Source organism: Cobetia amphilecti, from assembly GCF_032923285.1.
In the GTDB taxonomy this organism is placed as follows: domain Bacteria; phylum Pseudomonadota; class Gammaproteobacteria; order Pseudomonadales; family Halomonadaceae; genus Cobetia; species Cobetia amphilecti.
The window spans coordinates 2986475-3000962 of the sequence record NZ_CP136695.1 but is presented as its reverse complement, the minus strand read 5'-3'; the positions used below and the strand labels follow the sequence as shown (position 1 = coordinate 3000962).

The window sequence follows — 14488 nt, the reverse complement described above, 5'->3', positions numbered from 1 at the left end:
ATCTTGGGCGTCATGAGCAATAATGAAAACTACGTGGCTGTTATGATAATGATAAGACTTGCTTATGGCGGTAGGGGGTCTCCGTCGCAGTCTTGCTGATGCTACTCCTCTGAGGCTGACTTCCTGACTCTGCCCCCTGACTCTGCCCCCCTGACTCTGCCCCCTGATTCTTCCAGCCTCCAGGAGCTTGAATGCTGCAACCCCAATGGCTTCGCACCTTTCGCACCCTGGTGAGTGTCGGCAACTTCACGCGTACCGCGGAGCGGCTCGATCTGACCCAGGCCGCCGTCAGTCAGCATGTGCGCCAGCTGGAAACCCGTCTGGGCACGCTGTTGATCCGTCATCCGCGCAAGATCGAACTGACGCCGGCCGGTCATGCACTGCTGGATTTCGCGCGTGAGATGGAAACCGCCGAGCAGCGCCTGACCCAGCGGCTGGCGGGCAATGAAGACAGTCATGGCGACATTCGGCTGATCACGCCGGGCAGCATTGGCCTGGCGATCTATCCGCGCTTGCTGGCGCTTCAGCAGGAGTCGCCGGGCCTCAATGTCCACCATCGCTTCGCGCCGACGCGCGAGGTGGTGGAGGCCGTGCTGGAGAATCGCTTCGAGCTGGGGGTCGTCACGCTCAAGCCGGATGACCCGCGCCTGAGTGTGACGGAGTGGGCGCGTGAGCCCCTCGAACTGGTGGTGCCGGAGGGAGTCGAGATCCATGACTGGGGGGATCTCGAGACACTGGGCTTCATCGATCACCCGGATGGCCAGGACATGGCCTCGCGCCTGTTGAGTCGGCGCTTCCCGGGCAATCCGGGCATCAGCTCACTGCCGCGCAGTGGCTCCACCAACCAGATCAGCCTGATTCTGGAGCCGGTCGCCCGCGGGCTGGGCTTCAGCGTCGTGCCGCGCCATGCCCGCGAGGCCTTCCCTGATCATCAGGCCATCCGGGTGGTGCCGCCGCCTGAGGGCAGCACGGAGGTGGTCGATACCCTATGGTTGCTCACGCGAGCGGAATGGCCGCTCTCGGCGCGCGCCAGACGGGTGTTGGAGTATCTGAAGGTGTCGCTGTAGCGCGCCGAGGCATTGACGCTCAGACCTCGACGCCGGGCATCAGCGCTCAGACCTCGACACTCAGGCAGCGACGCCGGGCATCAGCGCACTGATCAGCTTATGGAGCAGTTCATGAAACAGTTCATGGAGCAGCTCACGGCTGGCTCAGCGCGTAGACCTGTGCCGTCAGGGTGCTGCCATCTTCCAGCGTGATCGTGGCCGGCTGGCGAAGGTATTCGCTGCCTTCGAAATCATCCAGCGCTTGCCAGTGATCGGCCAGGTTGTCGGAGGAGAAGACGTGACCGCGGATGGTGTCGCCCGCCTCATCCAGTCTCAGCCCCGGAAAGCCCATCTCAGCCCCCCAGCCAGCTGCCTCCAGCCGGCCCTTGAGGGTGCCGGGTGTCCAGCTGCCGCCAATGTTGAGCATGACGTGTTCGTTGGGGCCGCCCGGGCCGAGGGTGCCGTAGATGAATAGATGCTGCATGGGAGTCTCTGTCGTTCGTCGGGGGTGAAGCCTGTCTCAGTGGCGCGCGCCGGACGGAGCGAGGGCTTGCGGCCGTTCACGGCTGCCTTGAGGTAGGCCCCGGAATCTCGAGGCCGGAAAATTCGCGTGTCAGCCAGCGGGTGATGGGTTGGATCACGGCGCTGTTGGGATGGCGGACACTCATGCGATAGCCGTGGCGGTCCCGCGAGATATGCGGCGTCAGGGCGATCAGCGAGCCGTTGTCGAGCAGGTCCTGGATGACGTGGCTCCAGCCCAGCGCGACGCCCTGATGATTGACGGCAGCATTGAGCGTCAGCGGAAAGTTGTTGTAGGGGAAGGCCTTGTCGAGGCGCGGCACCGGCAGCCCCGCGTGGCGACACCAGGTGGCCCAGTCCAGCCAGCGGGTATCGCGCATGTCCAGATGCAGCAGGGTGATACGCGACAGCGCCTCGGCATCCAGCCCCTTCTCGAGCCCATGACGCCGGGCGTAGTCCGGGGAGCAGACCGGGAAGGCGCGCTCCGCGACCACCAGCGTATCGCGATGATCGCCCGTCAGCGGCGGGCCGAAGCGGATCGCGATGTCGGCCTGCTGCATCTGCGGGTCTTCATCGCGATCGATCGGCAGCAGCGTGAAGTGGCAGTCGGGGAAGTCCTGTTCCAGCCGCTCCAGGCGCGGACGCAGCCAGACATGCGCGAAACCGGCGCCCGCGGCGATGGTGATGCGCGGCGTCGGCTTGTGCACCTTGCGGCGTGCTTCCGTGACGGCGCTGCATACCTTGCCAAGCCCGCCTGCCAGTTCGGCATGGAAGCTCTCGCCGTAGTGGTTAAGGATCAGCCGGCCGCCCTGGCGATCGAACAGCGGATGGCCCAGGTGCTCCTCCAGCGCGCGGATGCGCTGGGAGATGGTGGGCTGGGTGGTATCCAGCTCACTGGCGGCGGCCGTCATCGACCCCAGACGGACCGTCACGTCAAAGGCGACCAGCCCGCGCAGGGAGGGTAGGTCATCCAGAGGGCTTGCGCTTTCCAGCGGCGCTGGGGAGCTTGTCTTTCGGGCCGGCACGAGAGTCCTCACTGTGATGCGCTGTCGCGGCGCTCCTGTCGTACTGTCCGGCCTGGCTGATGGCTCGGGAGACTGTCCGAGTGATGACATGAGAGGGCATCAGCCAGCAACCACCGGATACGAACAGGAGTGCCGCCTTGTATAGGCGGCACTTATACGCGACGCAGCGAATGACATCAACGCTCAGCCCGGCGGATCAGGTCATGAGGTCGCAACGGATCCTGACCAGCGTCGCATCGGATCCTGATCGAGGCTTCGCTGGTCCTGATTGACGCGCGGCTGATATCAGTCGGTATCGCGCTCGGCAACCCGCGCATGCCAGGCGGCAATGCTCTCTTCGGGATACTCGGCATGATGAGCATCACGCGCTTCGTGCGCGACTTCCACCCAGTTGGCCTTGCTGTCGAGCATGATGTGGACATGTTCCGGCGGCACTGGCAGCGGGGTGTCGATCGCCCCCGCCTGAGGATGGATCAGCTCCGGCCAGCGGGCATCGTAGAGCCACAGCGCACTGCCGCAGCGCTTGCAGAAGTGGCGTTCCGCCGGACTTTCGACCCCGTTGGTCACCGCGTGATAGATGGAGAGATTGTCCCGGCCTTCCACCTTCAGGGTGTTGGCATCGCCCGCCAGATTGATCGCGTAGCCACCGCTGCCCGCCGTCTTGCGACAGATCGAGCAATAGCAGCGCTGATACGGATAGGGGTGCGGCGATTCGAGCTGGAATGTGACGGCCTTGCAGTGGCAGGAACCTTCAAGCTGCATGAGGAATCTCCCTTGTGATGCATGAATGAGGGCGCTGGCGCTGACTGGCCATGCATCGCCCGAAGGGCAATGTTACTCCATCCGGGCGCAAGGCGGCGGGCCGTCATTCATCACTTGCCACGATCCATCCATCTCTTGCCACGAGCCAGTAATCGCTATCCCTGCCGCGCTTGAGTCTCACTGCGGCAGGGCGTAGACATAGGCCTCGAGTTCACGGTTGTCATCGAGAATGACGGTGGTGACGGTGCGCTGATAGATGGGGCCCTCGAAGTCATCGAGAGCATCCCAATGCTCGGGCAATTGCGCCGAGGAGAACACGTGGCCGCGTATCACCTGGCCCGTGTTGTCGACGACCAGCCCCGGGAAGTTGTGCTCATCGCCGTGATCGGTGTTTTCCAGTCGGCCGCGTAGATAGGCCGGGCTCCATTCGCCATCGATATTGGCGATGACATGTTCGTTTAGGCCGCCGGGGCCCAGTGGACCGTAGATGAAGAGATGTTCCATGCGTCTGCCTGTCGGGTTGGGGAAGGGGGGATGATCCGCGAGGGAAAGACGGCCGTACCGGCACCGTCTTCATTGACGCTGACGTTAGCCAATGATGATGAAGGTTGAGTGGCGAGGTTCAACCCCTTGTTGACGTGAAGCACTCAACGCAACGCCCATAAACCAGATTGCCCCCACTGGGCGGGCCAGTGAGGGCAATGGTCAAGCGGGGGGCGGAGCAGGTCAGACGCGTTTCACGCCCCCGCCTTCACACGCTCAGACGCGGCTGTCGAAACCGCCGGCCGGCTCTTCGCCGATCACGTCCGGATCGAAGGGCTTGCGCGCGAAGACGCGACGCAGTGCCGGTTCGAAGTGCTCCAGCGGCGGGGTCGGGTAGTCGGGATCGAAGGCCGCCTGATCATAACGCTCGCAGAAATCCACGCACTTCTGATACCAGGGATGGTCCTTGTAGATCTCGCGCTCGTTGCGGTCCTCGCCGTAGAAGTGACCGTAGTAGAACTTCTGGAACAGGCCGTGGTGATGGATGATCCAGGTCACTTCGGCACGCACGTACGGGCGAATGATGGCGGCGGCCAGCTGCGAGTGATTGTAGGGCGCCAGCTCATCGCCGAGATCATGCAGCAGGGTGGCGACGACCAGGTCGTCATCGGCGCCATCGGCTTCGGCGCGCGCCGCTGACTGTAGGGAATGCTCCAGACGGCTGACCTTGTAGCCGCTCAGGCCATCATCGAGCTTGCGCAGGGCAAGCTTGAGACGCTCCACCAGCCCTTCATTGAACTGGTCTTCAAGACGCTCGAGCAACGCATAGTCTTCTGCGGTGCCGTCCTTCATCTGGGTGAATGAAACCTGATCCATTACGCCATTTCCTCACGGTTTTCTTGTTGTGCCTGCTGCTGACGCTGACGCATCAGGGTCGTGGCGAAGCGCTCACGCGGGCCGTCGCTGTCCATGTAGCAGCCCTGCAGGTGGCGGTGCCCCTCATTGGTGTCGAACGCCGTACGGCCATGCAGCACGCGGGTGTTGTCGAACATCATCAGCTCTCCGGATTCGAGTTGGAAGCGAATCTCGTTGGCCGGGTCCTGGAACAGCTGCCCCAGACGCTGGCGGGCCTGATGGTAGCGGCGAGTGTTTTCCAGCGACATGTGCGGCAGATGATCGAGGCGCGGGCTGTAGTTGACGCCGATGGGCTCACCATCGGAATTCTCGCGAATCACGCAGCGACGCGTGGTCAGCTCGGTGCCGGCATCCAGGAAGCGGAAGCCGACCGGCGTGGTGCGCAGCAGTTCATAGCCTTCAGGCATCTCGGCCTTGAGCTGCTTGAGCGCATTGAGGCTGTCGACCAGCGTGGACAGGCCGCCGGTGGTCTCGTTGACCAGGCAATGCAGCATCTGGATGCCCGGCACCGGATCACGATACGGGTTGTCGGTGTGCGGCCCGAGCGCCACGCTGCGGTAGGCCAGGTCATTGCCCGTCGGGCGCGAGTACACCTCGAAGTAGCTGCCGAAGTTGGTGTCCTTCACGTAGCCGAAGTGACCGGCCACTTCCAGAATGCGCTCCGGGTCGGTCGGCACGTTCTGCACGATGATGTAGCCAAAGCGCAGATAGGCCTTCAATGCCTTCTGGAAGTCCTCATTGTTGCCCATCTTCTCCCAGTCGACGCGCTGCGCCTGCTGATCGATGCTCGCATCCCAGCTCTCGGGCTTGGGGAACGGCGTGATGCCCTGCAGTTCATGCGCCAGCATGGTGAGGTCATACACCTCGCAATGCCCGTCACTGAAGGTGAATTCCACGTGCGTCTCGTCGACCGGGCGCGCCGCGGTCAGCTCGAGGTTGACGTCGATGGCATGCGAATCGAACAGACGCTGGGTGGTCACCTCATCGAGCTGCTCCGGGTCCTGGGTGCGCTCGCGCAGCCACAGCGGGCTGACCGGCTCCAGGCCTTCGGCGGTGATCAGGTTCAGTGACAGCGGCGACTCGCTCAGGGTCAGCGGCAGCGCATCGGACAGGGCATTGGTCAGGGACATGCAGGCATCTCTCCATTAGCACGGTTGTATATCGTGGCCATTATGGGAGCGAGGCATGGGACCTAAGTAGGGGGTGAGTGTTATCGGAGGGTATGCATTTTTCTTATGGGGGGCCGAGAAAATGGCCCGTTGTGCGTCTTGGTGAATCGATACAAGGATTCAGTGATGCTCACTTCGAGCCGTTGCAATAGGTAGATAGATAGTCCCCCTTATTTTATGTGCTTAATTAAATCAATGACTTGCTGTAGGGCAATAGGTGCGCAATCGCACTTTGTTGTCATATGGTAAGCCATTCTAGGGGTCAGCGTTTCTTGTCATTCAGCAAAACTTGTCAATTTTAGGAGTTATGTCAACAGGTTATGCTGGCTGCGGGAGCTGTGAGTCGAGCGCAGTGCGCTGACCAGAAATTTCCGTCTCTGAGGGCATATCGAGTGGTGTGGAGCGAGGAGAAGTGAGGTGACATCGTAACGCGGTGCCATGGTGAAAGGGAAATGATTTGTGGTTTTTTTATGATGATGAGCGCCGCGTTATATAGGGTTTATTGCGTTCGTTATTTACAGCATGGATATAAGGGATGACGGCTGATTACGTCGTATCGTGGCTTTGCATCCAGGAAGCCAAGCGTGTTGCGCTGACTCTTTGGGCAGATATCGCCGATGGGATAGCCCGACCCGAGTGGCCTTCACGAGCCGCTATCCGGTCAGGCCGAGGTAGGGACGGACCATGGAATATGGCCAGTAGTCTCACGTAGGGAAGGGGGCAGAGGTGTCTTCATGCGGCAGCAGGTGGCTGTTCTCAAAGGACATCGCCTCCTCCTGATGACGGGTGTGTCGTTCCGTGTTCCACCAGGAGAATAGGAAAGAGAACGCGGCGATGGTCTGACAGCCTTTCACGTACCGCGCACTGTGGCTGGCATGCCCACTGTGTCATCTGACGTGCCGGTAGCCGCAGCGTGATGGGGGCGGCTGGACAGGTTTCTGGAGCCTTAAGGGGGGCCGCCTATCCACCCGACGTACCGGCCTCTCTCGAGAAAGGCCGGTACGTCGGGTGAAGCGGTGTGGGGCGATAGACACTCTCGCCCGATTCGTCATGTGAGGAGAATCACGTGCGTGATGAAGTCGTGAGAGAAATGGATCCCCGAGAGAAGTCCCTGATCTGTCTCGGGATGGGGTCTTCCTGCTGCTAGCGAAGGTGAATGATAGGGTGGGAGAGTGCCGGGTGGCCGTCTGTGTGGGGGCAGCAACACATCGCCCTCTGCTGTGTCGTCGAGACTTGGCGCTTGCCGTATCGGTAGTGCAAGGGACGAGCGCTGGACGGGGCTGCCGGCGAAGCTTGAGTACTGGATTCGCGAGTGTGGCTCCGGCAGGTCTTCCAGCACGCGTTTGGCATAGCGTTCCAGCAAGGGGTCTTGGAGCATATAGAAGTCACATAGTGCATCATGGTGGTGCTGACGACGAATGATGCGGCCCAATGCCTGGCGAAAGTATTGCTCGGTCTTGATATGGCTCAGATAACAACACACGCGAAGCCGCGGTAAGTCGACGCCTTCGCTCACCATATTGACGGAGACGATCCATTGCGTCCGAGCCTGCTGAAAGCTCGCTAACCTCTCATGGGCATCAGGTGACTGGCTGGTGACCAGGCAGGTGGTATACCCCTGCTGCTCCAGCAGACCCGCAATGGCGTTGGCATGGGCAATATCGGATGCGATCACCAGTCCACCTGCCTGTGGATCTTGCTCCCGCCATCCAACCAGGCTACCAGCGGCCAGCATCAAAAGATGCCTGCTGAGCTCGCGGTGGCGTACCAGACTCGCATACGGCACCTTGGGATGCCGCATCAGTGCGGGAAGGCTTTGATAGCGCTGTACCGTCGAGTGATAGGCGCTTGCTGTCTTGGTTCGCAGCAGAATGTCGCGATTATCCAGCAGATGAATCGTTGGGGTTCTGCACACTTGATCGTCGATGGCGTCTCGCAGCGAGTAGACGAAGTCTGGAACCAGGCGACGAGACGGGCGGTGCGCAGCCTTGGGCGAGGATGAGTCGTGCTCATGGTAATGCAATAGCGGGAGACAGCTGCCATCTGTCCGCCACGGCGTGCCGGAAAGCGCGAGGGTGAAACGAACGTGTTGCTCAAGGGATAGCAGGGCTTTTCCCCATTGATTCAGCCCCGAGGTATGCTCGCCATCGAGGCTGGTCTGGCTGGCGGCATGATGACTTTCATCCCAAACCATCAAGACTCGGCCTCGCTGACAAAGCGTCTTCAACTCCCCGAGTCGATGATGAAGCGCGTGATAGGTCACGCAGGCGCCCACGTCGTGGAGGTTCCCTCGCAAGGGGCGTCCCAGCACCTGTTCAAACTGCGTTCTTGCATGCTGAACGACCGCCGTTGTTGGGCCCAAGTAGAGAACCTGATCGATGCTGCCATTGAGTAACAGCTCTTCGGCCAGAACCGCCGACATCAGCATCTTTCCGGCCCCCGGGGTGGCTTGACACAGAAAGTGAGGGCGGTCCTCACTCAATGTCTGCAGCGCGGTTTCGATGCATCGCGCCTGCCAGCCTCGCAAGGGAGGAGTTGCCCCGCCTTTCAGTAGACGGTTTTGCGATCGACGTCTCATGTGTCGCCCTCCGTGGTCGGTTGTTCGGAGAGGGTGAGGAATGCCTTGTGATACGCCTTTGCCCGGATCGCCCTCGCGGCAGCCTGTTCTCGGCAATGATGAAGCGGGTGGCACCACTTCGGCTTTTCGTTCAGCAGAAAGTCGAAACACTCGATCATGAGTTCGCTCTCTTCCAGGGTGATGAGTTGTTGACGAGCCAACTCCTTCAAGCTGCGTTTGTCTTCGTCGGTGAATTCAGGTTCGGTGGCTGGGGCTTGGTCTTGGGAGGAGGTGAAGGGCATCTCGGTCTTGGTCGCCTCAGGCAAGAGAGGCGGAGTGGAGAGGGGCGCGGGTCGATTGACGGCACGTGGACTCGTCGGAGGACAGAGCATTTGAAAGACCTTTCGTTTCTTGCCCTGGAGACCCACCTCGATGGCGAACCCCTGTTCGATGCAGGTCTTCAAGCGTTTGGCGATAAATTTATACAGATAGTGCTTGCTGATGGTGGTGAGCGATGCGTCCCCTAATAGGGCATCTCGACATTTCACAATCGTGAAGTGATATTTCTGTTCGGCATAATCACTCAGCAGAGGGATCAATACTCGATTGATACGTTCACTCTGAGGACACGAGTTATTGTCAACGGGAAGATTGCCAGCATCCCGAAAGATATTGGTATACGGTGCGTTTGAGTCTGTCATGGAGGTCAACCTCTGATCGATAATCATGAATTGGATCATGGTCCTGACAAGTAGTAGTCAGTTGTTTCGACCTTACGACAGTGAGTGATTCTGGGAAGTCAATCTTCAGAACGCTGATCCCTCACGATTTCATTCTGAGCGACAGAGGTTAAATTGTTGGGTAAGCGAGTTATTGTGATTTAACCTATTGTTTTAAAAGGTTTTTCTGTATTCGGTGCGTGAGTGGTATTGGGTTTACAGAATGGAATCGTGAGGATGGAGAAGCTGAATGCGCTATGTAGAGAAGTAAATATATTGGTTGCCATGAAATGAAAGCGAAGAGGGTTAGCAGTCGGAAGACATTGGGGAGACGACATTTCATGTTGCCGCGATTTGTTATCCGCTTTCAGATGAATGCATTCCAATAAGAATGTTGACAAGCCCGCAAGAGTCTTCAGCGGCATATTGTCGTCGATGGAATAAAAGAAGGTTGTCGAGACTTCAGTCAGGTATCCCAGCATGATGGATAACGCGCTTATCTGTCTGGGCGAGGTGCGGTCTCAGTCATTGCAAGCCGATGAGATGGCGCGAAGGTCCAGAGCGGCGGCTTACGACATGACCTCCTACCGATCGTTACGGGAAAGCGACGACCAATCGCATATCGTCTCGCTGGGTGACTACGACGGAGTCGGAGGAGATGCGCGCCAAGGGGCTGGCATCGTTGTGGGGGCACGGCGCGGTATTAGGCCGGCCCGGCATGCGACAAGGAGACAGTGCTTGCGACTCAGGGCCCTCCTCCCCGGGAGCGAGCTTTCCATATTCCACAGGACGAACTGACTCCTTGACGTGGTGAGCCACAGGGTCAACTTGCCAGAGGGTAACCTGTGATCCGTCACCTCACGTTGAAGTCATCGATTCAGTAGTAGAGGGGCAACATATGAGAATGGGCACCTGCCTTTCTGCCCGCCCCGGTAGCGACCGGCGACATGACACTTCTGGCGCCATGATGGAGGGGCGCTTTCTGGTGTAATGAGATCGATTAAATTTTAGGGGATCGCAGCTGCTCAAAGCGGCTGATAGTGGGCGTGCGGGGTCGCTCAGGATAATTTGCGTTGAGTCTTAAACGGCAAGTTTCTTTATCATCGACACTACGTTCTGGTAAGTGGGTCGACTTACCCGCCACAGGACTCGCATAAGGTGAATGGACCTTGTTACATGCCTTTACACCAGAGAGTGTCGAGTCAGTCTGTTCTCTGATTGCTCTCGGACACTGCCTGAAATAGGGATAGGGAGAGGCGGCTGTCACCGTGATGCGTTAAAGGACGCCCCACAACCGCCGTTAACCACCGTGTCAGTGTTTGCCGTGATCGAGGATGATATGCGACTTTCTACAGCCTTAACTCGCCGGATGACCATGACGCCATATTCCGAACCTCCCCCAGTTGAGAAAGGTTCTCACTACATTGACGCCACCCGCCTGGCGTCACGACTCCTCATGTTCGTTATCGTCGCCCTGTTTCTTATGTCGGGTGGCAGCCTGATATACCTCAGTCTGGCGGTCGACGAAGACCAGCTGGCGCATGACAAGTCTGATGTTTCATTGGCGTTGAATAGCCGATTGGAACAGATTGCCATCGCCCTGGACGACTATGCCTTCTGGATTGATTCCTATGACTATACCTATGGTGAAGTCGATCATGAGTGGGCGTATGAACGAGATAATATTGGGGCTTCTCTATATCCCACCTATGGACTGAATGGCGTATTTATTGTGGGGCCAGCAGGCGCTACCCGTTACGCTCTCATCAACGGTGAATTGACTGATATCAAGGTAGAGGAGTGGATCCAGAGTGATCTGCCACGCCTGCTGGAAAAAGCCAGAGAGGGGTCACTGGAGGATGAGGTCGCGTCTGAATATACGGCAGTCAATGGCGTACCCGCTGTCGTCTCGGCTGCCGTCATTCGGCCGGATAGTTCTTATGTACAGTTCGAGACGCTTTCCTATCTTTTGTATGTTGACATTCTGGATGCGACAAAACTGGCCGCACTGGCCGACAGTTATGACTTGAAAGGCTTGCGTGCTGGCATTGGGGCAGGGGAAGGCCTCGAGGAACCCTACGTGATTCTCGCCAGCGAGGAGGTTGGGGATATTGTGGTGCAATGGCAGAAAACCGCTTATGGCCAAAACATCCTCATCAAGGTGCTGCCTATCTGGGTATTGGTAGGAGGGCTGGTACTGTTCCTGTTGATATGGCTGCGCAAGCGTATCAATCATGCCAGCAAGGTTGTGGATGAAGTGCAGGGCTCCCTGAAAGTCAGCGAGCAGCGTTTCAAGAATCTGTCAGAAATTTCGTCCGACTGGATCTGGCAATCCGATACAGACCAGGTCTTGGTCTATCTGTCTGAGCGCTTTGAGCCGCTGACAGGGTTATCGACTTCGGCGTGGATCGGAAGGCCGTTGTCAGAGCTTTTGCAGTACAACGCGTCGACTTTGGTGGCCATTGCCACACGTGGGGCGGCTGCCGGGCGTCAGCCTATCGAGTGTGAGCTGCGGGATGGCGAGGGGCGCGTGAGATATTGTCAGATTTTTGCCAGTGAATTTCGTGTCGGGGGAGAGCTAAAGGGCTATCAGGGAACCGTGTGTGACATTACGCGTGAAATGGAAGCCAAGGCCAAGATTGAACATATCAGTCAACACGATCCGTTGACCGGTCTCGCCAATCGTCACCGCCTCGATCGGTTTCTTGGCGAGAAGTTGAGTACCGAGGTGAGTGGTGATCATCCATTATTCGTGCTGGCCCTCGATCTTGATCGCTTCAAGCCGGTCAATGATACCTACGGGCACGCAGTTGGGGATCAGGTGCTCCGTGAAATTGCGAAAGCGATCCAAGGCTGCATAGAGGATCGCGATATGGTCGCAAGACTCGGGGGAGATGAATTCATTGTGGTCGCCACGCAGTGCAAGACGTCTCAGGACGCAGCACGACTGGGCCAGTGTCTGATCGACAAGATCAATCAACCGATCCCGATCGGGAATCACGTGATTCACGTCGGGACCAGCATTGGTATCGTCGCCGCGCCGTATCATGCATTGACTCATGATGCGATGTTGCGGGGTGCGGATATTGCGCTTTATGAAGCCAAGTCCCAGGGCAGAAATGTGGCATGCATTTACGACCCTTCTATGAGCGAGCGCATCATGGAGCGACGTCAGCTGGAAATGGATTTGTGCCAGGCTGTCGCGCGCAAGGAGTTGCGGCTTGAGTTTCAGCCGCGTTTCGATGCAATGACTCAGGGCATCATCGGGGCAGAGGCGTTGGTACGCTGGCATCACCCTATTCGGGGTGTGTTAAGTCCGGCTTGCTTCATTCCTGTGGCAGAAGAAAATGGCGTGATTTTCGAGATCAGCGATTGGGTCTTGCGAGAAGCCTGCTGGAACGCCATGAGTTGGGAAAACGAGCTTTGGGTGTCAGTCAATCTGTCGCCGGTCGAGTTCCAGCGTCATGATCTGGTCCAGCGGATCCAACGGGTACTCGAGGAGACTGGCTTGTCTGCTGAACGTCTGGAGCTGGAAATCACCGAGAACATCGTGCGGGAGGATTCCGAGGCGATCCTGACGACGATGAGCGATCTCAAAGCGCTTGGGGTTCGGCTGTCGATGGATAATTTCGGGACGGATTACTCCTCTCTGGGGTACCTGCAAAGCTATCCATTCGATGGCATCAAGATTGATCGCAGCTTTCTCATGTACCTCGATCATTCCGAGCGTCATGAGGCGGTCGTGGATGCGATCATCAGAATGGGGCATGCCCTGTCTCTCAATGTGACTATCGGCGGTGTGGAAACGACCGAGCAGCTCGAGAGGGTCTCCAGTCTATCCTGTGACCAGGTGCAAGGGTTTTATCTTGGCCCGCCGATCTCACCCGCCTCTTTCAAAGAGCTGGTATGTGACGGTGTATGTCGCTAACCCTCTGTCGTCGGACGAAGCGTTGGTCCGTAGCTTTTGCACGAGGATAGGCGTGGCCTACCTCCCTGGGTGTTGGTCGCCGAATTTCGTGTAGAACCTGGCTCTTGCGCAGCAAAGACACCCATCTTCTCTCGGACGGGTGTCTTGGTTGAAGATGTTTGCTATCCCTCCACACCGTCCCACCCTCACCGCATGTGTCAGGCGTTGGCAGCCTTGTGCTCAGCCAGCCCCCTGACGCCTCTATCTGTCTAGCCTCCCTCAGGGAGACGCATGGCGGATATTTCGATACTAATTCTCTGATATATATGAACTTTCCGGGGCCGTCGGTTAGTGATCCGCCATATTTTGTTACCATCGTCGCCCGGTAAGCGGATAGCGCTGCAGGGTTGGCCTCGATTCTGCACATCGATTCGGTGAATTGCGGTGCCGATGGGGCAGTGGCACCTCCTGAGACGCATGAGACATGGAGGATCACTGTTTTTAATAACTGGCATTTTGCATGCTCATCCAAATCGATAAATAACTGCTATCTCGCTTTGCTAAGCTAAGCAGGTTCCCGTTTCGACCGGCTTCCGTCGTGCCTGACGACTCTGATCTTGTTGCCCTGATCTTTTGGGCTCTGACCCTTCGGAGTGCGCCGCGGTGCGGAGCCCGTGCAGAACACAATAAAAGCAAGGAGATCTCGCTTGGAACTGATCCAGTATGCTTTGGACAATCTAGAGCTCTTGACCACACGTACGCTTGAGCACATCTCGCTGGTCGGGGTGGCGGTAGGAATCGCCACGCTGACCGGCGTGCCCATCGGTATCGCGATCACCAAGAACGAGCGAGCCGCCAAGACCGTGCTGTATATCGCTTCGATCATCGTGACGATTCCCTCCATCGCGCTGTTCGGCATCATGATCCCGATTCTGTCGTTGATCGGGCAGGGCATCGGCTATGTGCCGGCCGTGATCGCCGTGTTGCTGTATTCGCAGCTGCCGATCATTCGTAACACCTACACCGCGATCAATAATGTCGACCCGGCGCTGCGTGAAGCCGCTAGAGGGGTCGGCATGAGTCAGAACCAGCGCCTGTGGATGGTAGAGATCCCACTGGCGGTACCGATCATCATGGCGGGCGTGCGAACTGCCGTGGTACTGAACATCGGGGTGATGGCAATCGCGGCATACATTGGTGCCGGGGGGCTCGGGACCTTCATCAGCCGAGGGATTTCCCAGTCAGACCCGCGTCAGCTGATTGTCGGGGCGGTGGCAGTCAGCGTGCTGGCCATCCTCGTCGACTATGCATTGTTGGCGCTGCAGAAGCGCCTGACGCCCAAGGGCATGGACCGCACGACAGCGGCCGCTGCCTGACGCGTCATTC

General features: G+C 58.4%; 11 protein-coding genes. 3 read left to right on the top strand and 8 right to left on the bottom strand.

All coding sequences use genetic code 11. The features are described from left to right. Positions 1 to 191: 191 nt before the first annotated feature. The gene (locus R1T44_RS12775) at positions 192 to 1067 is read left to right on the top strand and encodes a LysR family transcriptional regulator (RefSeq protein WP_317292138.1); all 876 of its coding nucleotides are present in this window, start codon (positions 192 to 194) and stop codon (positions 1065 to 1067) included. A 133-nt stretch (positions 1068 to 1200) separates the two neighbouring features. Here the strand turns inward: R1T44_RS12775 and R1T44_RS12770 are convergent, their stop codons facing one another. From R1T44_RS12770 to R1T44_RS12735, 8 genes are all read right to left on the bottom strand, one after another. Continuing rightward, positions 1201 to 1530: a gamma-glutamylcyclotransferase family protein gene (locus R1T44_RS12770; RefSeq protein ID WP_215823137.1), complete on the bottom strand. Its 330-nt coding sequence runs from the start codon at positions 1528 to 1530 to the stop codon at positions 1201 to 1203. Between the two features lie 76 nt (positions 1531 to 1606). After that, a complete protein-coding gene (locus R1T44_RS12765; protein WP_165873978.1) occupies positions 1607 to 2590 on the bottom strand; it encodes a LysR substrate-binding domain-containing protein in 984 nt (327 codons plus the stop codon). 285 nt (positions 2591 to 2875) lie between these two features. Next, positions 2876 to 3352 carry a GFA family protein gene (locus R1T44_RS12760; RefSeq protein ID WP_317292137.1) on the bottom strand — a complete coding sequence of 159 codons (477 nt, stop codon included), beginning with the start codon at positions 3350 to 3352 and terminating at the stop codon, positions 2876 to 2878. 177 nt (positions 3353 to 3529) lie between these two features. Further along, positions 3530 to 3856 carry a gamma-glutamylcyclotransferase family protein gene (locus tag R1T44_RS12755; RefSeq protein ID WP_317292136.1) on the bottom strand — a complete coding sequence of 109 codons (327 nt, stop codon included), beginning with the start codon at positions 3854 to 3856 and terminating at the stop codon, positions 3530 to 3532. Between the two features lie 255 nt (positions 3857 to 4111). Further along, the gene (locus R1T44_RS12750; RefSeq protein ID WP_054556215.1) at positions 4112 to 4711 is read right to left on the bottom strand and encodes an HD domain-containing protein; all 600 of its coding nucleotides are present in this window, start codon (positions 4709 to 4711) and stop codon (positions 4112 to 4114) included. Next, complete coding sequence (locus tag R1T44_RS12745) at positions 4711 to 5880, bottom strand: TauD/TfdA family dioxygenase (protein WP_054556214.1); 1170 nt, start codon at positions 5878 to 5880, stop codon at positions 4711 to 4713. The genes R1T44_RS12750 and R1T44_RS12745 overlap by 1 nt, the downstream gene beginning before the upstream one ends. 1087 nt (positions 5881 to 6967) lie before the next feature. Then, complete coding sequence (locus R1T44_RS12740; protein ID WP_288387918.1) at positions 6968 to 8497, bottom strand: DEAD/DEAH box helicase; 1530 nt, start codon at positions 8495 to 8497, stop codon at positions 6968 to 6970. After that, positions 8494 to 9204 carry a hypothetical protein gene (locus R1T44_RS12735; protein WP_286989258.1) on the bottom strand — a complete coding sequence of 237 codons (711 nt, stop codon included), beginning with the start codon at positions 9202 to 9204 and terminating at the stop codon, positions 8494 to 8496. The genes R1T44_RS12740 and R1T44_RS12735 overlap by 4 nt, the downstream gene beginning before the upstream one ends. A gap of 1447 nt (positions 9205 to 10651) precedes the next feature. On the opposite strand from R1T44_RS12735, the gene R1T44_RS12730 reads away from it, so the two are divergent. Both R1T44_RS12730 and R1T44_RS12725 read left to right on the top strand, forming a co-directional pair. Continuing rightward, positions 10652 to 13123, top strand: coding sequence for a bifunctional diguanylate cyclase/phosphodiesterase (locus R1T44_RS12730; RefSeq protein ID WP_288387919.1), 2472 nt, complete (start codon positions 10652 to 10654; stop codon positions 13121 to 13123). A gap of 686 nt (positions 13124 to 13809) precedes the next feature. Then, positions 13810 to 14478, top strand: coding sequence for an ABC transporter permease (locus R1T44_RS12725; RefSeq protein ID WP_107336399.1), 669 nt, complete (start codon positions 13810 to 13812; stop codon positions 14476 to 14478). The last annotated feature ends 10 nt before the right edge of the window (positions 14479 to 14488 follow it).